Below are 20,075 nucleotides of genomic sequence, written 5' to 3'. Positions count from 1 at the left end.
CCCATGCCGAACCGCGCCTCCGACAGCCAGCGCGAGATGCTCTCGCTGGTCACTGCCCGCGTCCGCGACGCCTATGTGCGCAAGCCGCACTACGTCGACGGGGCGCTCGACGTGGTGTCGGTGTGCCGCGAGCTGGCCGCGCACGGCCTGACGCACACGCTGGTGCGCGACGTGGACGAACACGGCGAGCGCCTGGGCATCTTCACCACCACCGACCTGCGCGACGCGCTGCTGCGCGACGTGCCGCCGGCCGCGCTGCCGGTGCGCGAGGTGGCGCGCTTCGCGCTGATCGAGATCGACGCCGACGCCGACCTGTTCGAGGCGCTCTGGCTGATGGTGCGCCACCGCGTGCACCGCCTGCTGGTGCGCGACGGCGCGCAGGTGCTGGGCGTGCTCGGCCAGCTCGACCTGGTGAGCTTCGTCGCCAACCACTCGCACATCGTCGCGCTGCAGATCGACGAGGCGGCCAGCGTCGCCGAACTGCAGGCCGCGGCGCAGCGCATCGAGTCCATGGTCACGCTGCTGCACGACGGCGGCATCAAGGTCGAGCGCGTGGCGCGCCTGGTGGGCGAGCTGAACCGGCGCCTGTTCGCGCGGCTCTGGCAGCTCGAGGCGCCGCCCGAGTTGATCGCCAACGCCTGCCTGCTGGTGATGGGCAGCGAGGGGCGCGGCGAGCAGATCCTCAAGACCGACCAGGACAACGCGCTGATCCTGCGCGACGGCTACGAGTGTGCGGACCTCGACGCGATCGCCGGCCGCTTCAACGCGGCGCTGATCGACTGCGGCTGGCCGCCCTGCCCGGGCGGCATCATGGTGGTCAACCGCGCCTGGCGCGCGCCGGTGGCGCGCTTCCGCAGCACGCTGCGCGACTGGGTCTACGGCAGCGACCCGCAGGGCGTGATGCAGCTGGCCATCTTCCTCGACGCCGCAGCGGTGGCCGGCGACGCCACGCTGCTGGAGGCGCTGCGCGAGCACCTGGACCAGGTCCTCGCCGGCAGCGACGCGTTCTACGCCCGCTTCGCCGCCGCGGCCGACCAGTTCGAGGAGCCGGTCAGCTGGTGGAGCCGCCTGACCGCGCGCGCCGACGAGCAGCCGCTGGACCTGAAGAAGCTCGGCAGCTTCCCCATCGTGCACGGCGTGCGCGCGCTGGCGCTGCGCCAGGGTCTGCGCGAGACCGGCACCGCGGCGCGCCTGGCCAGGCTGCGCGAGGCCGGAACGCTCGACGCGCCGCTGGCCGCCGACCTGCTCGAGGCGCTGCACTACCTGATGGGCCTGAGGCTGCGCCACCAGCTGCGCCAGCGGGCCGGCGGGCAGGAGGCCTCGAACCTGGTGCGCCCGTCCGACCTGAGCACTATGGACCGCGACCAGCTCAAGGACGCGCTGGCCATCGTCAAGCGCTTCCGCGCGCTGCTGCGCACGCGCTTCCGCCTCGACACGCTGTGAGGTGATGAACGAATCGAAGCGGCACCAGCGCCTGCTCGCCCTCTTCGCGGCGGGCTGGCTGCTGCTGAACTTCCCGCTGCTGACCTTGTGGGACCGCGGCGTGACGCTGTGGGGCCTGCCGCTGCTGCCGCTGGCGGTGTTCGGCGGCTGGGCGGTGCTGATCGGCGCGGCGGCCTGGGTCGCCGAGGCCGGCCGCGACACCGACGAGGAGGAGCCCTAGGCCGATGCTCTCCACCCCGTTGGTGCTGACCGCGAGCTTCGCCTACCTGCTGCTGCTGTTCGGCGTGGCGCACTGGGCCGACCGGCGCTCCCGCGCCGGCCGCTCGGTGATCGGCAACGCCTGGGTCTACACGCTTTCGCTGGGCGTCTACTGCACCGCCTGGACCTACTTCGGCAGCGTCGGCCGCGCCGCCAGCTCGGGCCTGTGGTTCCTGCCGATCTACCTCGGCCCGACGCTGGCCATGCTGCTGGCCTGGAGCGTGCTGCGCAAGATGGTGCGCATCGCGCACACCGGCCGCATCACCTCGATCGCCGATTTCGTGGCCAGCCGCTACGGCAAGAGCCGGCTGCTCGCCGCGCTCGTCACCATGATCGCGCTGGTCGGCATCCTGCCCTACGTGGCGCTGCAGCTGAAGGCGATCGCCTCCGGCCTGGCCCTGCTCACCGGGGCCGGCGCCGAGGCGCATGCGCCCTGGTGGCGCGACAGCACGCTCTACATCGCGCTGGTGCTGGCCGGCTTCACGGTGGCCTTCGGGGCGCGCCACCTCGACAGCTCGGAGCGCCACGAGGGCATGGTCGCGGCGGTGGCCTTCGAGTCGGTGGTCAAGCTGCTCGCCTTCGTCGCGGTCGGCGTGTTCGTCTGCTGGGGCCTGTTCGACGGCGTGCGCGACGTGTTCGAGCGTGCCGCCGCGTTGCCCGCGCTGCAGCCCTTGATGGGGCTGGGTGGGGAGTACCGCTTCGCCGGCGGGCAATGGGCCGCGCTGACGCTGCTGGCGATGCTCTCGGTGATCTTCCTGCCGCGCCAGTTCCAGGTGATGGTGGTCGAGAACGTCGACGAGCGCCACCTCAAGCGCGCCAGCTGGGCCTTTCCGCTCTACCTGCTGCTGATCAACCTGTTCGTGCTGCCGATCGCGCTGGGCGGGCTGCTGCACTTCGGCGCCGGCCAGGCCAACCCCGAGACCTTCGTGATCTCGCTGCCGCTGTCCGCGCAGCAGCCGGCGCTCGCGCTGGTCGCCTTCATCGGCGGGCTGTCGGCCGCCACCGGCATGATCATCGTCGAGGCGATCGCGATCTCCACCATGGTCAGCAACGACCTGGTGATGCCGCTGCTGCTGCGCTTCCGCCACGGCGCGCGCGACCTGAGCGCGCTGCCGCTGGCGGTGCGGCGCAGCGTGATCGTGATGCTGCTGCTGCTGGGGTACCTCTACTTCCGCATCGCGGGCGAGGCCTACGCCCTCGTCAGCATCGGGCTGATCAGCTTCGCCGCGGTGGCGCAGTTCGCGCCGGCGCTGCTGGGCGGCATGTACTGGAAGGGCGGCACACGCGCCGGGGCGCTGGCCGGCCTGGCGGCCGGCTTCGCGCTGTGGGTCTGGACGCTGATGCTGCCGTCGATCGCCAAGTCCGGCTGGATGGATGCGGGTTTCCTCCAGCACGGCCCGTTCGGCTGGAGCCTGCTCAGGCCCGAACAGCTGTTCGGCCTGAGCGGGCTGGACAACCTGACGCATGCGCTGCTGTGGAGCCTGCTGGCCAACACCGGCTTGTACGTGCTGGTGTCGCTGGTCGGCACGCCCTCGGCGCGCGAGGCGGCGCAGGCGCTGCGTTTCGTCGAGGTGTTCCGGGGTACCGCCGCCGCGCGCACCTGGCGCAGCCCGGCCAGCCTGGCCCAGCTGCGCCTGCTGGCAGCGCGTTTCCTCGGTGCGGAGGCGGCCCAGCGCCTGTTCGCCGATGCGGCGCGGCGCGGCGTGCCCGAGAGCGAGCTGGTGCCGCACGTGGAGAACGCGCTGGCCGGCGCGATCGGCAGCGCCTCGGCGCACGTGGTGGTGGCCGCGGTGGCTGAGGAGGAGCCGCTGGCGCGCGCCGACATCCTCGGCATGCTCGACGAGGCCTCGCAGGTGCGCGCGCTGAACCGCCGCCTGGAGGACCTGGACCGCCAGAAGGACGACTTCGTCTCCTCGGTCTCGCACGAGCTGCGCACGCCCTTGACCTCGATCCGCGCCTTCGCCGAGCTGATGCGCGACGATCCGCAGATGGAGCCCGAGCAGCGCCAGCAGTTCCTCGGCCTGGTGGTCAGCGAGACCGAGCGCCTGTCGCGCCTGGTGAACCAGGTGCTGGACATGGCGAAGATCGAATCCGGCCACGCCGAGTGGCGCCACGAGCCGGTGGACCTGCGCGAGCTGGTGGCGCGCGCGGTGCAGACCACGGCCGAGGCCTTCCGCGAGCGCGGCGCGGTGGTCGAGCTGCAGCAGCCCGACACCTTGCCGGTGCTGCACGGCGACAGCGACCGGCTGCTGCAGGTGCTGCTGAACCTGCTGTCCAACGCGGTGAAGTTCGTGCCGGCCGGGCGCGGCCGGGTGCTCGTCTCGCTGGCCGCCGACGAGCGCGCCGTGCGGGTCGAGGTGCAGGACAACGGGCCGGGCGTGCCGGCGGCGCAGCAGCAGCTGGTGTTCGAGAAGTTCCGCCAGGGCGGCGAGGCGACGAACCGCCCGCAGGGCACCGGGCTCGGCCTGCCGATCAGCCGGCAGATCGTCGAGCACCACGGCGGCCGGATGTGGCTGCGCTCGACGCCGGGGCAGGGCGCCTGCTTCGGCTTCGAGCTGCCGGTCACGAGCGCAGCGATGACAACGACGACGACGGAGACGAGACCATGAGCAAGCATGTCCTCATCGCGGACGACGAGCCGAACATCGTCATCTCGCTGGAGTTCCTGATGAAGCGCGAGGGCCACCGGGTCAGCATCGCGCGCGACGGGGACGCGGCGCTGGCGATGGTCCGCGAACTGAAGCCGGACCTGGTGCTGCTGGACGTGATGATGCCGGGCAAGAGCGGCTTCGACGTGTGCCAGGCGGTGCGCTCGGACGAGGCGCTGGCGGGAGTGAAGATCCTGATGCTGAGCGCGAAGGGGCGCGACACCGATGTCGCCAAGGGCTCGGCGCTGGGGGCCGACGCCTACATGACCAAGCCCTTCTCGACCAAGGAGCTGGCCGAGAAGGTGCGCGAGCTGCTCGGCGCATGAAGCTCGACCGGCGCGAACTGATCGCCGCGCTGCTGCCCGGCGCGGTACTGGCGTTCTGGGCGGTCGCCGGCGGCTTTCTCTTCGCCGCCACGCTCGAGCCGCCCGAACGCGCCGCCCTCGGCGCGATGCTGGAACCCCGCGCGGCCTTGCTGCTGCTCGGCTGGCTGCTCCTGTCCGGCGCGCTCGGCGCACTCTCGCGCCGGGCCTACCTGCGCTGGGTCGCCTCCGCGGCGCGCCTGGCCGAGGAGGCGAAGGTGCTGCTCGCCACCGACGTGCAGCGCACGCTCGAACCGCAGGGCAGCGCCGAGACCCAGGCGCTCACGCAGGTGGTCAACCAGTTCGCGGCGCAACGCGACACCCTGCGCGCCGACATCGCCGCGCAGGTGAAGGAGGCCAGCCGCGGCGTCGAGCAGGAGCGCAACCGCCTGGCGGCGCTGATGGCCGAGCTGACGCAGAGTGTCGTCGTGTGCAACCTCGACGGCCGCGTGCTGCTCTACAACGCCCGCGCGCGCACGCAGTTCCGCGCCCTGTCGCACGCGCCGAGCGTGGCCGACGGCGCCGAGCTGATCGGCCTGGGCCGCTCGATCTACGCGGTGTTCGACCGCGCCCTCGTGGCCCATGCACTCGAGAGCGTGCAGCAGCGCCTGCAGCGCGGCGCGGCGCACCCGTCGGCGCAGTTCGTCACCGGCACGCGCGCCGGCCAGCTGCTGCGCGTGCAGATGGCCCCGGTGCGCAGCATCGACGTGGACGGCGCGGCTTCGCGCGCCGGCGACACCGCGCCCGGCGCGGTGGCGCTGAACGGCTTCGTGCTGATGCTCGAGAACATCACGCGCGACTTCGCCGCCGAGTCCGAGCGCGACCGGCTGCTGCAGGGCCTCACCGAGGGCAGCCGCGCCTCGCTCGGCAACCTGCAGGCAGCAGTCGAAATGCTCGACTACGAGGACCTCGACACCCCGACGCGCGAGCGCTTTCTCGGTGTCATCCGCGAGGAAGTGCAGACCATGAGCCGGCGCATCCGCGAGCTGGCCAGCCACACCGCGCAGACCATGAAGACGCGCTGGCCGCTGGAGGACATGCTGGGCGCCGACCTGGTGGCCGCGGCGGCGCGGCGCATCGAGAACCTGTACGGCTGCCGCGTCGCCACCAGCGAGGTCGACGCCGCGCTGTGGCTCAAGGTCGACAGCTTCTCGCTGCTGCAGGCGCTGCTCTACCTCGCCGGCCGGCTGGTGGAGGAGTACGAGATCAAGGTGCTGCAGCTGCGCCTGGCCGAGGCCGGCGGCCGCGCCCGGCTCGACCTGGTGTGGGCCGGCCCGTCGATGAGCACCGAGACCGTGGTCGGCTGGGAGACCGACGCGATGCGCGTGGGCGCCGACACGCTCGCGCTGACCGTGCGCGACGTGGTCGAGCGCCACGACGGCGCGTTCTGGTTCGAGCGCGAGCGGGTGCGCCACGAGTCCTTCTTCCGCCTGCTGCTGCCGCTGGCCGAGGCCGGCGAGCAGCTCGACGCGGCGATGGTGGTGCGCAGCGAGAGCCGCCCCGAGGTGTACGACTTCGACCTGTTCCGCGCCACCGAGCAGGCGCGCGAGCTGGCCGACCGGCGCCTCGCCGAGCTGGCCTACACCGTGTTCGACACCGAGACCACCGGGCTGCAGCCCTCCGAGGGCGACGAGATCATCCAGGTCGGCGCGACGCGCATCGTCGCCGGCAAGCTGCGCCGCGAGGACTGCTTCGAGCAGCTCGTCGACCCGCAGCGCGACATCCCGGCCGCCGGCATCCCGATCCACGGCATCACGCCGGAGATGGTGCAGGGCGCGCCGACCATCGACACGGTGCTCCCGGCCTTCCATGCCTTCGCGCAGGACACCGTGCTGGTGGCACACAACGCCGCCTTCGACATGCGCTTCCTCGAGCTCAAGCGCGAGCGCACCGGCCTGGCGTTCGACCAGCCGGTGCTCGACACGCTGCTGCTGTCGGCCGTGGTGCACCCGCAGCAGGAGTCGCACCGGCTCGAGGCGATCGCCGAGCGGCTCGGCGTGCCGGTGCTGGGCCGTCACACCGCGCTCGGCGACGCGATGGTCACGGCCGAGGTGTTCCTGAAGCTGATCCCGCTGCTGGCCGAACGCGGCATCCACACCCTCGGCCAGGCACGCGACGCGGCGCAGCAGACCTACTACGCCCGCGTGTCCTACTGACGAGCGGTGAGGGCGTCCATGGCCGGGCGCATCGTCCTGTTCGGCGCCTTCGACCGCCACAACCTGGGCGACCTGCTGCTGCCGCACGTGCTGGCGCGCTGTCTCGGCGACCGGCCGTTGCACTTCGCGGGACTGGCCGCGCGCGACCTGCGCCGCGTCGGCGGCCACCGCGTCGAGGCGCTGGCCGACCTCGCCCCCGGCTGGCAGCCCGAGGATGGCCTGCTGTGTGTGGGCGGCGAACTGCTGACCTGCACCGCCGAACAGGCCGCGGTGATGCTCCAGCCGCCCGAAGGCCTGCAGGCCACGCTGGCCTGGCTCGCGGCACAGGGCCGCGAGCGGCGCGCCTGGGTGCGGCGCGTGGTCGGCAGCGCGTCGCCGGCACCGTATGCGGTGGTGGCGCCGCCGCTGCCGCACACGGCCCGGGTGCACTTCCACGCCGTCGGCGGGCACGACCTGGCCCGCGCACCGGCCGCCTTGCGCCGCGCGGTGCTGGCGCAGCTGGCGCGTGCGCAGTCCCTCAGCGTGCGCGACACGGCGACGCAGCAGGCGCTGCGCTCGGCCGGCCTCGACGCGCCGCTCGTGCCCGATGCCGCGCTGCTGGTGGCCGAGTGCTGCGCCGCGGACCTGCGCGCCGCGGCCGGCACCGTGCCGCAGGGCGGCATCGCGCTGCAGCTGAGCGCCGAGTTCGGCGACGACGCGACGCTCGACGCCGTCGCCGCGCCGCTGGGCCGCCTGGTGGCACGCACCGGCTGGCCGGTCCACCTGTTCTGTGCCGGCCGCGCGCCCTGGCACGACGACCCGCAGCTGCTGCAGCGGCTCGCGCAGCGGCTGCCGGCGGGTGCCTCGCGCCAGGTCGACACGGCCGATGTCTGGGCGCTGTGCGCGCTGATTGCCGGCAGCGCGCTGGTGCTCGCCAGCAGCCTGCACGCGCGCCTGGTGGCGATGGCCTGCGGCCGGCCGCGGCTGAACCTGGTCGCGCCCACGGCGGCCCGGCGGCCGACCAAGGCCGAGGCGGTGGCCGGCACCTGGGAGCTGCCGGGCTTGCCGCTCGCCGCGGTGCCGGCGGACCTGGACGCCGCCGCGCGGCTCGCGCTGCAGGCCGATCCCGCCCGGCTCGACGCGCATGCGCGTGCGCTCGCCGGCCAGGCGCGGGCGGGCGTCGGCGCGCTGGTCGTGGCCTTGCGCGCGCCTCCTCGGTTTCCCTGAGTTTTCGCATCGCGCAAGCGCGACTGCGGGTTGCCCCTGAGTTTGTCAGCCTGTGTTGGGGCCGCGTCAGTCGACGGTCAGAGCCGGCCCGGACAGTGGCGCCACGGGCCGCGACCCCGCGGCCGAACCGCATCCTGGAGAGATCATGGCAACGACCACCATCGGTCGCACCGCCGCGGCACCGGCGCCGATGTCCGGCGAGGAGAAGAAGGTCATCTTCGCCTCGTCGCTCGGCACGGTGTTCGAGTGGTACGACTTCTACCTCTACGGCTCGCTGGCCGCGATCATCGCGAAGCAGTTCTTCGCCGGGCTCGATGCCGGCTCGGCCTTCATCTTCGCGCTGCTCGCCTTCGCCGCCGGCTTCATCGTGCGGCCGTTCGGCGCGCTGGTGTTCGGCCGCCTCGGCGACATGATCGGCCGCAAGTACACCTTCCTGGTGACCATCCTGATCATGGGCCTGTCGACCTTCATCGTCGGCGTGCTGCCCAACTACGCGGCGATCGGCGTGGCCGCGCCGGTGATCCTGATCATCCTGCGCCTGCTGCAGGGACTGGCGCTGGGCGGCGAGTACGGCGGTGCGGCCACCTACGTGGCCGAGCACGCGCCGCACGGCAAGCGCGGTGCCTACACCTCGTGGATCCAGACCACCGCCACGCTCGGCCTGTTCCTGTCGCTGATGGTCATCCTCGGCACCCGCACGGTGGTCGGCGAGCAGGCCTTCGCCGACTGGGGCTGGCGCGTGCCCTTCCTGGTGTCGATCTTCCTGCTCGGCGTCAGCGTCTGGATCCGCCTGTCGATGAACGAGTCGCCCGCCTTCCGGAAGATGAAGGAGGAGGGCAAGACCTCGAAGGCGCCGCTGTCCGAGTCCTTCGGCCAGTGGAAGAACCTGAAGATCGTGATCCTCGCCCTGATCGGCCTGACCGCCGGCCAGGCGGTGGTCTGGTACACGGGCCAGTTCTACGCGCTGTTCTTCCTGACCCAGGCGCTCAAGGTCGACGGGGCGACGGCGAACATCATGATCGCGATCGCGCTGCTGATCGGCACGCCGTTCTTCATCGTGTTCGGCATCCTGTCCGACAAGATCGGCCGCAAGCCCATCATCATGGCCGGCTGCCTGCTCGCGGCGCTGGCCTACTTCCCGCTCTTCAAGGCGCTGACCGAGGCCGCCAACCCGGACCTCGCCGCCGCGCAGGCGAAGAACAAGGTGGTGGTGCATGCCGACCCGGCCGAGTGCTCGTTCCAGTTCAACCCGACCGGTACGGCCAAGTTCACCAGCTCGTGCGACATCGCCAAGCAGGTGCTCGCGGCCGGCTCGGTGAGCTACGAGAACGTCGCCGCCGCGCCCGGCACCGCGGCCAGCATCACGGTGGGCGAGACGGTGATCCAGAGCTACGCGGCCAAGGGCCTCGCGCCCGACGAGGCGAGGAAGAAGGACACCGAGTTCAAGAAGGCCGTCGCCGACACGCTGAAGGCCGCCGGCTACCCCGCCAAGGCCGACCCGGCGAAGATGAACCAGCCGCTGATCGTCGCGATCCTGGTGGTGCTGGTGATCTTCGTGACCATGGTCTACGGCCCGATCGCGGCCATGCTGGTCGAGCTGTTCCCGACGCGCATCCGCTACACCTCGATGAGCCTGCCGTACCACATCGGCAACGGCTGGTTCGGCGGCCTGCTGCCGACCACCGCCTTCGCGATCGTGGCGCAGACCGGCAACATGTACAACGGCCTGTGGTACCCGATCATCATCGCGTCGCTCACCTTCGTCGTCGGCATGCTGTTCGTGCGCGAGACCAAGGACGTGGACATCTACGCCAACGACTGATTCATCTCAACGCTTGCAGGGCCGGCGAGGGTTTTCGAGCCTTCGCCGGCCTTGACGCTGCAGCGCGAGCGGCGCGACGATGGTCGCGTGAAGCCGGCGATTGCCTTGTCGTGCTGCTTGTGGCTTGCCCCCGCGGCATGCGCTGCGGCCGAGCCGCTCGACGCGGTCGTGGTCACGGGCACGCGGCGCAGCCTCGAGTCGGCGCAGGCGCGCAAGCGCGATGCGCCGGGCATCGTCGACGCGGTCGTCTCCGACGAGATCCACAAGCTGCCCGACCTGAGCGTGGCCGACACGCTGCAGCGCGTGACCGGCGTGCAGCTCACGCGCGACCGCGGCGAGGGTGCGCTGGCCGCGGTGCGCGGCCTGCTGCAGGTGGAGACCACGCTCAACGGGCGCGAGATCTTCACCGCCGGCAGCGGCCGCCTGATGGATTATTCGGACATCGCGGCCGAGGCGTTGGCCGGCATCGACGTGCACAAGACCAGCTCGGCCGAGCGCATCGAGGGCGGCCTGGGCGGCAGCATCGACCTGCGCACGCGGCGGCCGTTCGACTTCGCCGGTGACGCCGGCGTGTTCTCGCTGCGCTGGATGCGCGGCCACCTGGCCGATCGCGACGCCGGAGCGGCCTCGCTGCTGGTGAGCCGGCGCGGCCGCGCCGGCAGCGGCGAACTCGGGCTGCTCGTCAACCTGGCGCTGCAGGACCGCTGGTGGCGCGAGGACCAGAAGAGCACCGGCACGCCGGTGCGGCACGCCGATCCCGAGGGCGGCAGCTTCCTCGCGCCGGGCAGCAGCTCTGAGACCACCAGCATCGGCCGGCGGCGCCGCAGCGCAGCCGGCGCGCTGCTGCAGTGGCGCCCGGCCGACGGGCTCGAGCTGTTCGCCGAGGCCCACTTCGCCGAACTCGAGACGCGCCAGGACTCGCACCAGATCAATCTCAGCGCGCCGGCCGGCAGCGCGTTCGAAGCCGGCAGCCTGGCGCGCTTCGCCGGCAGCGACGATGCCCGCCGCGTGACCTGGCTGAACGCGCCGGTGTCGCTGCTGAACTTCGCGCGCGATACGGTGGACCGTACCCGCCAGCTGGCCCTCGGCGGCCGCTGGGCCGGCGCCCAGTGGCAGCTCGATGCCGACCTGAGCCACACCAGCAGCTTCAACCACCTGTTCTTCTCCGGGCCCTTCCTGGCCGCCAGCGCCGCGCGCTTCACGCACGACCTGTCCGGGCGCGTGCCGTCCACCGCGGTCGACGGCACCGACCTGGGCGACCCGGCCGCCTGGCGCTACACCGGCCTGGCCTACCGCACCCGCCCGTTCCGCGGCGAGCTGCAGGCGCTGCGCGTGGACTTCGCGCGCCTGCTGGACGGCGGGGTGCTCGAACGTGTCGAGTTCGGCTGGCGGCATGCCCGGCGGCGTGCCGACAACGCGCCCGGGCTGGCCTTCGGCGACGTCGCGCTCGCGGGACCGGCGGGCGACATGCTGCCGGGGCGCCTGCAGCCCAACCCGTACACCGACTTCCTCGACGGCCGCGCAGGCAGCGTCACCGACCACCTGATCGGCGTGCTGGGCGATGCGCGCGACCCGGCCGGGCTGCGCGCCGCCTTCGGCGTCACCACGCCGCTGCCGGGCGGCGGCGGGCCGCTCTCCGTGTGGCGCATCCGCGAGGACAGCGATGCGCTGTACCTGCAGCTGCCCTGGCGCGCCGGCGCCGCGCTCGACGGCCAGGCGGGCCTGCGCGTGGTGCAGACGCGCCGCACCACCGACAGCGCGCAGGCCGTGGGGAGCGGCGCGCCCGAGCCGATCCGCGGGCAGGTCCGCGAGACCGACCACCTGCCCAGCGCCAGCCTGCGCTGGCGTCCGGCGCCGGGCTGGCAAGCCCGCGCCGCCGCGTCGCGCACGATCACGCGGCCCGACTTCAACCAGCTCTCGCCCTCGCTGCTGCTGCTGCCCAACCCGGTCGACTCGAACCTGAACCAGGGCAGCGCCGGCAACCCGGCGCTGCAGCCGATGCGCTCGTCCAACCTCGACCTGGGACTGGAGCACGAGCGCGCGGGCGGCACGGCGGCCTCGCTGGTGCTGTTCTGGAAGCAGGTCGACGGTTTCGTCTTCAACCTCGCGCAGCCGGAGGAACACGGGGGTGCGGTCTACCTCGTCAGCCGGCCGCGCAATGCCGACCGGGCGCGCGTGCGCGGGGTCGAGCTCGCATGGCAGGGCTTCTTCGACACGCTGCCCGGCGCCTGGTCCGGGCTCGGGCTGCAGGCCAACCTCACCCACGTGGACAGCAGCACCTTCGACCGCGTGCTCGGCCGCGAGGTGGCGCTGCAGGGGCTGTCGCGCCACAGCGCCAACCTGATCGGGCTGTACGAACACGGGCAGTGGTCGGCACGGCTGGCCTGGAACTGGCGCAGCCGCTTCGCCAGCGGCGTGGTGCCGGTGGTCGACCTCGGCGGCGCGCAGCAGGTCTGGACCCGTGCGCACGGCTGGCTCGACGCCTCGCTGCGCTGGCGCGTCACGCCCCGGGTGACCTGGGCGCTGGACGGCGTGAACCTGACCCGCACGCTGCGCCGCAGCGACCTGGGCAGTGCGGCCCGTCCGCGCGACGCCTTCGTCAACGACCGGCAGCTGGCCACCAGCCTGAGCGTGCAGTTCTGAACGGTTCCGCCGTGCCCCGGGAATCCGCCACCGTGGTGCGGGGCAGCGTCGCACTACAGTGGGTCACATGAGCCGATGCCCTCGATCGCTGCTGCATCTGTGGCTGGCCGGGCTCCTGCTCTGCCTGGGCGCGGCACCCGTCACGGCGCAGGATCCGGCGGCCTGGCGGCGCGCGGTGGACGACGCCCGCCAGCTGGCCGAGAACGATGCCCCCGCCGCTCTTGCGCGCGCCGTCGAGCTCGAACGCAGCCTGCCGGCCGACGCGCCGCCGGCCGACCGTGTGCGCCTGCTCAACCTGCAGGCGCGGGTCGAGGGCTACATGGCGCAGACCGAGCGCTCGGCCGCCCATGCGCAGCAGGCCTTCGAGCTGGCCGAGCAGGCGGGCGACCGGCTCGGCCTGGCCGAGGCCGGCCTGAACATCTCGATGAACGACGTGAACCTGGGCCGCCTGGGCCGGCTGCAGGAGATCATGACGCGCACGCTGGCCGCCCTCGAGGGGGCCGACCGGCCCGACCTGATGGGCGAGGCGCTGCTGCGCACCTCGATGACCTACCGGCGCGCCAACCTGCTGGACGACTCGCTCAACGTCGCGCTGCAGGCGATGGAGATCGCGCGCACCAGCGGCGACCCGACCGCACTGGCGCACGCGCACCGCGGCCTGGCGATGGCCTACGACCTGGGCGACCGCCTGCCCGAGGCGCGCGAGCAGTTCGAGCGGATGCGCGCGCAGGCGGTGGCCGGGCGTTCGCGGCTCAACGAGGCGCTGGCGATCAGCGGCCTGGCCGGCGTCGCGAGCAAGCAGGGCGACAAGCCGCTCGCGCTGCGCCTGTACCGCGAGGCGATCGGCCTGTACCAGTCGATCGGCATCCCGTTCTCGGAGGCGCTCGGCCACTTCGCGCTGGCCTTCGAGCTGCGCCAGCAGGGCGACCTGAAGTCCGCCCAGGCCGAGCTGCAGCGCGCCGCCGCGATCTACGAGCGCCACCCGAACCCGATCGGCCGCTGGTTCGTGCTGAAGGAGCAGAGCGAGCTGGCCCAGCGCCTGGGCGACCTCGCCGAGGCGCGCGCGCGTGCCGAGCAGTCCTACCAGCTCGCGCGCACGATCGACCTGCCGGTCTACCGCAGCGAGAGCGCGCAGCGCATGGCCGCGGTGGCGGCCGCCGAGGGCGACCACCGGCGCGCCTACGAGCTGTCGGTCGAAGCGGCCGAGGCGAACGCGCGCCTGGCGCGCGAACGCGCCGGCGCGCGGGTGTTCGAGCTGGCCGAGCGCATCCGCAGCGAGGCGCGCCAGCGCGAGCTGGCCGAGCTGACCCGCCGCAGCGCGCAGCAGGTCGCCGAGATCGAGCGGCGCACGCTGCAGCAGCGCTGGCAGGTCACGCTGCTGGCCGCCGGTGCGCTGCTGCTGGCCGGCGCGACGGTGTTCGTGCTGCGCCTGCGCCGCTCGCGCACCGAGCTGCAGCGCCAGACCGTCATCCTGCGCGAGGTGCTCGACGGCATCGGCGACTCGGTGCTGGTGGTCGACCGGCGCGCCGAGCTGGTGCTCGCCAACCCGGCTGCCGAGTTCATCGCCGGCCGCGGCATGACCACCGGCCCGAAGGGCAACTGGCGCGAGCGCTTCGGGCTGTACCTGCCGGACCGCGTCACCCTCTGTCCGCTGGAGGACCTGCCGCTGGCGCGCGCCCTGCGCGGCGAGGACGTCGACAAGCAGGACCTGTACATGCGGCGCAGCGGCGAGGGCCCGGACCAGGGGCTCTGGCTGACTGCCACGGCGCGGCCGCTGCGCGACGCGGCCGGCGCCGTGAGCGGCGCGGTGGCGGTGTTCGCCGACACCAGCGTGCGCCGGCGCGCCGAGGAGGAGGTGCGCGCCCTGGCCGCCGACCTGGAGCGCCGCGTGCAGGAACGCACCGAGGAGCTGGCGCGGGCCCGGCAGGCGGCCGAGGCCGCCAACCGGGCCAAGGGCGAGTTCCTCGCCAACATGAGCCACGAGATCCGCACGCCGATGAACGCGATCCTCGGCATGTCGTGGCTGGCGCTGCAGAGCGGGCTGGACGCGAAGCAGCGCAACTACGTCGAGAAGGTGCACCGCGCCGCCGAATCGCTGCTGGTGGTGATCAACGACATCCTCGACTTCTCCAAGATCGAGGCCGGGCGGCTCGAGATGGAGCAGATCCCGTTCCGGCTCGGCGAGGTGCTGGACCAGTTCGCCCACCTGGTGGGCATGCGCGCCGACGAGAAGGGCCTGGAGCTGCTGTTCGACCTGCCGCCGGACCTGCCGACCGCACTGGTCGGCGACCCGTCGCGGCTCGGCCAGGTGCTGCTGAACCTGGGCAACAACGCCGTCAAGTTCACCACCCAGGGCGAGGTGACGGTGGCGGTGCGGCTGCTCTCGCGCGAGGCCGACACCGTGGTGCTGCGCTTCGAGGTGCGCGACTCCGGCGTCGGCATCGAGGCCGCGCAGCGCGAGCGCCTGTTCCAGCCCTTCAGCCAGGCCGATGCGTCGACCAGCCGGCGCTACGGCGGCACCGGGCTCGGGCTGGCGATCTGCCGCCACCTGGTGGCGCTGATGGACGGCGAGATCGGCGTCGACAGCACCCCCGGCCGCGGCAGCGTGTTCCACTTCAGCGCCCGCTTCGGCCTGCAGCCCGGTGCCGCCGCGGCCGCGCCGGCGGCGCCCGGCGAGCTGCGCGGGGCGCGCCTGCTGATCGTCGACGACCACCCGCTGGCCCGCGAGCTGATGCTGGCGATGTGCAGCTCGCTGGGCATGCAGCCGGAGGCGGTCGGCGACGCCGCGGCCGCGCTGCTGGCGCTGCGCCGCGCCGACGCGGACGACGCGCCCTACCGTGTGCTGCTGCTGGACTGGAAGATGCCCGGCACCGACGGCATCGAGCTGCTCGAGCAGCTCAGCCACACCGAGCTGCGCCACGCCAGCCCGACGGTGCTGATGGTCACCGCCTTCAACCGCCACGAGGCGCAGCGGCGCCTGGACGAACGTGGCCTGCCGGTGGCCGGACTGCTGGCCAAGCCGGTCACTGCGTCGGCGCTGCTCGATGCCTGCGCCGTGGCGCTCGGTCGCCCGGCGCTCGCGGCCCGGCGCGAGGAACTGCGCCACGACCTGCTGCAGGCACGCCAGTCCGGGCTGGCCGGCACGCGCGTGCTGCTGGTCGAGGACAACGAGATCAACCAGGAGCTGGCCTGCGACCTGCTGCGCCGCGCCGGCATCGAGGTGAGCGTCGCCGCCGACGGGCGCGCCGCGCTCGACCGGCTCGAGCACGAGCGTTTCGACGCCGTGCTGATGGACTGCCAGATGCCGGTGATGGACGGCTACGAAGCCACGCGCGTGCTGCGCCAGTGGCCGGGCCTGCAGGACATGCCGGTGATCGCGATGACCGCCAACGCGATGGCCGGCGACCGCGAACGCGTGCTCGAGGCGGGCATGAACGACCATGTCGCCAAGCCGATCCGCGTCGACGAGCTGTTCGCGACGCTGTCGCGCTGGGTGCGGCCGGCCGCCGGCCCGGGGGCCGCCGGCGAACTGGCGGCCGTGCCCGGACTCGACCTGCGCGCCGGCCTGGCCGGCGTCATGGGCAACGAGGCGCTGTACCGTCGGCTGCTGCGCATGTTCCACGAGCGCGAGCGCGAGTTCGGCGCACGCCTGGCGGCCGCCCGGGCGGCCGGCGACGCGCCCGCCTGTACGCGGCTGGCGCACGACCTGAAGAGCGTCTCCGGCACGCTCGGCATGGCGGCGCTGCAGCGTGCCGCCGCGGCGCTGGAGGCTGCCTGCGAGCATGGCGCGGCGCCGGGCGAGATCGACCGGCTGCGCGACGCGGTGCTGCAGCAGCTCGGCCCGGTGCTGGACGGCCTGGCGCGACTGGCGCCGGACCTCGAGTCAGCCTGAGGTCTGCCCGGGTGCGCGGCCGGCGTCCTGCGCACCGGACAGTTCGGCCAGGCAGCGCAGGCACAGGCAGCCGCGGTAGGCGGCCGAGAGCCGGGCGAGGGTCGCCGCGTCGAGCCGCAGCGTCGTGCAGGCGCACGGGCCGGGGTCGTTCGCGCCGCAGTGGAACGCGCCGCCGCAGCGCGGGCAGCGCGTGGAGTCGGCCGGCGGCAGCTCAGGCACCGAACAAGGCCTTGTGCTGCTCGCGCAGCAGGTTCTTCTGCACCTTGCCCATCGTGTTGCGCGGCAGCGTGGCCTCGATGAACAGGTGCTTGGGCACCTTGAAGTTGGCGATTCGGCCCTTCAGCGCGCCGATCAGCGCGGCGGGATCGGGCGCGGCGCCCGGCCTGGGCACCACGACCGCGACCACCCCTTCGCCGAAGTCCGGGTGCGGCACGCCGATCACCGCGCTCTCGGCCACGCCGTCCATCTCGTTGAGGTAGCCCTCGATCTCGGCCGGGTAGACGTTGTAGCCGCCGGTGATGATCAGGTCCTTGCTGCGGCCGACGATGGTGACGTAGCCGTCCGCGCCGACCTTGCCGACGTCGCCGGTCCTGAACCAGCCGTCGGCGGTGAACTCCTCCTTCGTCTTCTCCGGCATGCGCCAGTAGCCGGCGAACACGTTCGGTCCCTTGACCTCGATGCCACCGATCTCGCCGGCCGGGCAGGGTCGGCCCTGCTCGTCGCTGACGCGCAGCTGCACGCCCGGCAGCGGGAAGCCGACCGTGCCGCCGCGGCGCTCGCCGTCCTCGGCCCGGTAGGGGTTGGACGTGAGCATCACCGTCTCGCTCATGCCGTAGCGCTCGAGGATGGTGTGGCCGGTGCGCTCGCGGAACTCGTTGAAGGTCTCGATCAGCAGCGGCGCCGAGCCGGCGATGAACAGCCGCATGCGGCGGCACGCCTCGCGCCCGAAGCCGGGCTCGGCCAGCAGCCGCACATACAGTGTCGGCACGCCCATGAAGACGGTGGCCTCGGGCAGGCGCGCCGTCACCAGCTTCGGGTCGAACCTCGAGAACCACAGCATCCTGCTGCCGTTCAGCAGCGCGCCGTGCGAGGCGACGAACAGGCCGTGCACGTGGAAGATCGGCAGCACGTGCAGCAGCACGTCGCCGTCGGTCCAGCCCCAGTAGTGCTTCAGCGTCAGCGCGTTGGACAGCAGGTTGCCGTGCGTCAGCATCGCGCCCTTGCTGCGCCCGGTGGTGCCGCTGGTGTAGAGGATCGCGGCCAGGTCCGAGGCGCTGCGCCGCGCCGGCACGTGACGGTCGCTCTGCAGCGCGGCGCGCTCGAGCAGCGAGCCGCTGCGGTCCTCGTTCAGCGTGAAGACGTGTTTCGTGCCGGCCTTGAACGCGATCTTCGACACCCAGCCGAAGTTCTTGCCGGAGCACACCACCACGGCCGGCTCGGCATTGCCGATGAAGTACTCGATCTCGGCTTGCTGGTAGGCGGTGTTCAGCGGCAGGTAGACGTACCCGGCGCGCAGCACCGCAAGGTACAGCAGCAGCGCCTCGACGCTCTTCTCGGTCTGCACCGCCACGCGTGGCGGGTGCTCGCCGTCGCGCGGCAGCTCGAGCGAATCGAGCAGGTTGGCGATCATCGCGGTGGCGCGTTCGAGGTCGCGCCAGGTGTAGCGCAGCGGCGCGTCCGGGCCGTCGCCGGTCTCGATCGCGACCGTGTCGAGCGCGGCCGGGAAGGCGGCGCGCAGCGCCGTGAACAGGTTCTGGTTGTCGTCCATCGCAGGGTTCCCTCTACGCGCGCCCGAAGCGCGGCGTTCTCTTCTCGAGGAAGGCGGCGATGCCTTCCCGGTGTTCTTCGCTGTCGGCGTAGGCGTAGTGCGCCAGCCGCTCGGCCTCGGTCGGCCCGTCGCGCTCGAGCTGGCGCAGCGTGCGCTTGTTCAGGCGCAGCGCCTGCGGCGCGAGCTGCGCGATCTGGCGCGCGCGCTGCACCGCCACCGCGGCCACCTCGTCGTCGGGCACCGCCGCGTGCACCAGGCCGTGCTGCAGCGCCGCCGCGGCGCCGAGCAGGCGGGCTTCGAGCAGCATCTCGCGCAGCACCGGGCCGCTCGCCACCCGCGCCACCACCTGCAGCTCGAGCGGCGCCATCGGGAAGCCGAGCCGGGCGATCGGTGCGCCGAAGCGGCTGCCGTCGCCGCAGACGCGGATGTCGCAGCAGGCCGCGATCTCGAAGCCGCCGCCCAGGCAGTGGCCCTCGATCTGCGCGACCAGCGGCAGTTCGCAGTCGAGCATCGCGTGCAGCGCCGGGGCGACGACGTGCTCGTGGAAGTCGCGCAGCCGTGCCGCGTCGAAGCGGAAGCCGGCGAACTCGGCGATGTCGCCGCCGGAAGCGAACTGGCCGTCCGCGCCGCGCACGATCACGGCGCGCGGCGCCTCGCCCGGCGGCAGCGCCTGCAGCCGCTCGAACAGCGCGCGCAGCTCGCGCCACATCGCGATGTCGATCGCGTTGAGCTTGCCCGGGTGGGCGAGCGTCAGCGTCGCGACGCCGTCCGCGCCGGTGGGCGCGAGCGTGACGGTACCCGCCATCAGGCATGCCTCCGCGCTGCGTGCTTCGGGATGAGCGCTTGGGAGCGGCCCGGCGCGCTCATCAGTCGAGCTTCGCGCCCGAGGCCTTCACCACCTCGTGCCAGCGCTTGACCTCGCTCCCCACGAACTTGCCGAAGGCGTCGCCGTACAGGTTGGGCGTCTCGGTGCCGAGGCCGGTCCAGATGCCCTTCAGCTCGTCGCCGGTGAGCGCCTTCTTCATCTCGGCCTGCATCGCCTCGACGATCTCCTTCGGCGTGCCCTTGGGCGCCCACAGGCCGTACCAGGTGGCGACCTGGTAGGTCGGCACGCCGCCTTCCTTGGACGTCGGCACGTTCGGGAAGCCGGGGGCACGGCTGTCGGAGGCCACCGCGATCGCCTTGATGCGCCCGCCCTTGATGTGCGCGGCCGAGGAGCCGAGGCCGTCGAACATCATGTCCACCTGGCCGGCCACCAGGTCCTGCAGCGCCGGGCCGGCGCCGCGGTAGGGGATGTGGGTGATGAAGGTCTTGGTCTGCAGCTTGAACAGCTCGCCGGCCAGGTGGTGCGAGGTGCCGTTGCCGGCCGAGCCGTAGTTCAGCTTGCCCGGGTTCTTGCGCAGGTAGTCGAGCAGGCCGGGCAGGTCGTTGACGGCCACGCGCTGCGGGTTGACCACGATCACCTGCGGCACGCTGGAGATCAGGCCCACCGGCACGAAGTCGGTCTCGATGTTGTAGTCGAGCTTGGGGTACATCGAGGGCGCGATCGCGTGGTGCACCGCGCCCATGAAGAAGGTGTAGCCGTCCGGCGCCGCGCGGGCCGCCACGCCGGCGCCCACCGTGCCGCCGGCGCCGCCCTTGTTGTCGATGACGAACTGCTTGCCGGTGTTCTTGGTCATCGTCGCGAACAGCGGGCGGGCGAAGGCATCGGTGCCGCCGCCGGCCGGGAACGGCACGACGATGGTCACCGGCTTGGTCGGCCAGGCCTGCGCGAGCGCCCAGGGGCTGGCCAGCCCCAGGGCGAGTGCGGCGAGGGCGCGGCGGTGGATCGAGGGTTGGCGCATCGAACGGGTCTCCGTGGTGTGTGTGGTGGTTCG

The 20,075-nt window shown here is 72.8% G+C and carries 13 protein-coding genes; 9 read left to right on the top strand and 4 right to left on the bottom strand.

The window, feature by feature from the left end:
* Window positions 1-3 precede the first annotated feature (3 nt).
* The 9 genes from D9C15_RS00530 (at window position 4) to D9C15_RS00490 (ending at window position 16,430) form a co-directional block, all read left to right on the top strand.
* Entirely contained in the window at window positions 4-1,443 is a 1,440-nt protein-coding gene (locus D9C15_RS00530; protein WP_240668239.1) for a putative nucleotidyltransferase substrate binding domain-containing protein, read from the top strand.
* A 4-nt stretch (window positions 1,444-1,447) separates the two neighbouring features.
* The gene (locus D9C15_RS00525) at window positions 1,448-1,663 is read left to right on the top strand and encodes a hypothetical protein (RefSeq protein ID WP_127995476.1); all 216 of its coding nucleotides are present in this window, start codon (window positions 1,448-1,450) and stop codon (window positions 1,661-1,663) included.
* A 4-nt stretch (window positions 1,664-1,667) separates the two neighbouring features.
* Complete coding sequence (locus tag D9C15_RS00520) at window positions 1,668-4,310, top strand: sensor histidine kinase (RefSeq protein ID WP_127995475.1); 2,643 nt, start codon at window positions 1,668-1,670, stop codon at window positions 4,308-4,310.
* Window positions 4,307-4,675, top strand: a complete 369-nt coding sequence (locus tag D9C15_RS00515) for a response regulator transcription factor (RefSeq protein WP_127995474.1) — start codon at window positions 4,307-4,309, stop codon at window positions 4,673-4,675. Before D9C15_RS00520 ends, D9C15_RS00515 begins: the two co-directional genes overlap by 4 nt.
* Window positions 4,672-6,867, top strand: a complete 2,196-nt coding sequence (locus D9C15_RS00510) for a 3'-5' exonuclease (RefSeq protein ID WP_127995473.1) — start codon at window positions 4,672-4,674, stop codon at window positions 6,865-6,867. Before D9C15_RS00515 ends, D9C15_RS00510 begins: the two co-directional genes overlap by 4 nt.
* Window positions 6,868-6,885: 18 nt before the next feature.
* Window positions 6,886-8,073, top strand: coding sequence for a polysaccharide pyruvyl transferase family protein (locus D9C15_RS00505; protein WP_127995472.1), 1,188 nt, complete (start codon window positions 6,886-6,888; stop codon window positions 8,071-8,073).
* Window positions 8,074-8,218: 145 nt separating this feature from the next.
* Complete coding sequence (locus D9C15_RS00500) at window positions 8,219-9,895, top strand: MFS transporter (protein WP_127995471.1); 1,677 nt, start codon at window positions 8,219-8,221, stop codon at window positions 9,893-9,895.
* An 87-nt stretch (window positions 9,896-9,982) separates the two neighbouring features.
* Entirely contained in the window at window positions 9,983-12,538 is a 2,556-nt protein-coding gene (locus D9C15_RS00495; RefSeq protein ID WP_164886605.1) for a TonB-dependent receptor, read from the top strand.
* Window positions 12,539-12,605: 67 nt separating this feature from the next.
* Window positions 12,606-16,430 (top strand): response regulator, encoded by a 3,825-nt coding sequence (locus D9C15_RS00490; RefSeq protein WP_127995469.1) that lies wholly within the window; start codon window positions 12,606-12,608, stop codon window positions 16,428-16,430.
* Here the strand turns inward: D9C15_RS00490 and D9C15_RS00485 are convergent.
* From D9C15_RS00485 to D9C15_RS00470, 4 genes are all read right to left on the bottom strand, one after another.
* Window positions 16,422-16,649, bottom strand: a complete 228-nt coding sequence (locus D9C15_RS00485; protein WP_127995468.1) for a cysteine-rich CWC family protein — start codon at window positions 16,647-16,649, stop codon at window positions 16,422-16,424. The genes D9C15_RS00490 and D9C15_RS00485 overlap by 9 nt on opposite strands.
* Complete coding sequence (locus tag D9C15_RS00480) at window positions 16,642-18,198, bottom strand: malonate--CoA ligase (RefSeq protein ID WP_127995467.1); 1,557 nt, start codon at window positions 18,196-18,198, stop codon at window positions 16,642-16,644. Before D9C15_RS00480 ends, D9C15_RS00485 begins: the two co-directional genes overlap by 8 nt.
* 13 nt (window positions 18,199-18,211) lie before the next feature.
* On the bottom strand, window positions 18,212-19,003 hold the full coding sequence (locus D9C15_RS00475) for an enoyl-CoA hydratase/isomerase family protein (protein WP_127995466.1): 792 nt from the start codon (window positions 19,001-19,003) through the stop codon (window positions 18,212-18,214).
* Between the two features lie 61 nt (window positions 19,004-19,064).
* Window positions 19,065-20,042 carry a Bug family tripartite tricarboxylate transporter substrate binding protein gene (locus tag D9C15_RS00470; RefSeq protein WP_127995465.1) on the bottom strand — a complete coding sequence of 326 codons (978 nt, stop codon included), beginning with the start codon at window positions 20,040-20,042 and terminating at the stop codon, window positions 19,065-19,067.
* Between the last annotated feature and the right edge of the window lie 33 nt (window positions 20,043-20,075).

Origin of the sequence: Piscinibacter defluvii (genome assembly GCF_004011805.1) — a bacterium.
In the GTDB taxonomy this organism is placed as follows: Bacteria; Pseudomonadota; Gammaproteobacteria; order Burkholderiales; family Burkholderiaceae_C; genus Piscinibacter; species Piscinibacter defluvii.
Note: the sequence above shows the minus strand (reverse complement) of the source record. Positions and strands in the feature narration are given on the sequence as shown.

What these genes read in the sequence shown, in the direction of transcription:
- D9C15_RS00480 (WP_127995467.1), bottom strand. Translation starts at nt 18,198, where the DNA reads ATGGACGACAACCAGAACCTGTTCACGGCGCTGCGCGCCGCCTTCCCG.
- D9C15_RS00530 (WP_240668239.1), top strand. Translation starts at nt 4, where the DNA reads ATGCCGAACCGCGCCTCCGACAGCCAGCGCGAGATGCTCTCGCTGGTC.
- D9C15_RS00510 (WP_127995473.1), top strand. Translation starts at nt 4,672, where the DNA reads ATGAAGCTCGACCGGCGCGAACTGATCGCCGCGCTGCTGCCCGGCGCG.
- D9C15_RS00505 (WP_127995472.1), top strand. Translation starts at nt 6,886, where the DNA reads ATGGCCGGGCGCATCGTCCTGTTCGGCGCCTTCGACCGCCACAACCTG.
- D9C15_RS00470 (WP_127995465.1), bottom strand. Translation starts at nt 20,042, where the DNA reads ATGCGCCAACCCTCGATCCACCGCCGCGCCCTCGCCGCACTCGCCCTG.
- D9C15_RS00525 (WP_127995476.1), top strand. Translation starts at nt 1,448, where the DNA reads ATGAACGAATCGAAGCGGCACCAGCGCCTGCTCGCCCTCTTCGCGGCG.
- D9C15_RS00520 (WP_127995475.1), top strand. Translation starts at nt 1,668, where the DNA reads ATGCTCTCCACCCCGTTGGTGCTGACCGCGAGCTTCGCCTACCTGCTG.
- D9C15_RS00490 (WP_127995469.1), top strand. Translation starts at nt 12,606, where the DNA reads ATGAGCCGATGCCCTCGATCGCTGCTGCATCTGTGGCTGGCCGGGCTC.
- D9C15_RS00475 (WP_127995466.1), bottom strand. Translation starts at nt 19,003, where the DNA reads ATGGCGGGTACCGTCACGCTCGCGCCCACCGGCGCGGACGGCGTCGCG.
- D9C15_RS00500 (WP_127995471.1), top strand. Translation starts at nt 8,219, where the DNA reads ATGGCAACGACCACCATCGGTCGCACCGCCGCGGCACCGGCGCCGATG.
- D9C15_RS00515 (WP_127995474.1), top strand. Translation starts at nt 4,307, where the DNA reads ATGAGCAAGCATGTCCTCATCGCGGACGACGAGCCGAACATCGTCATC.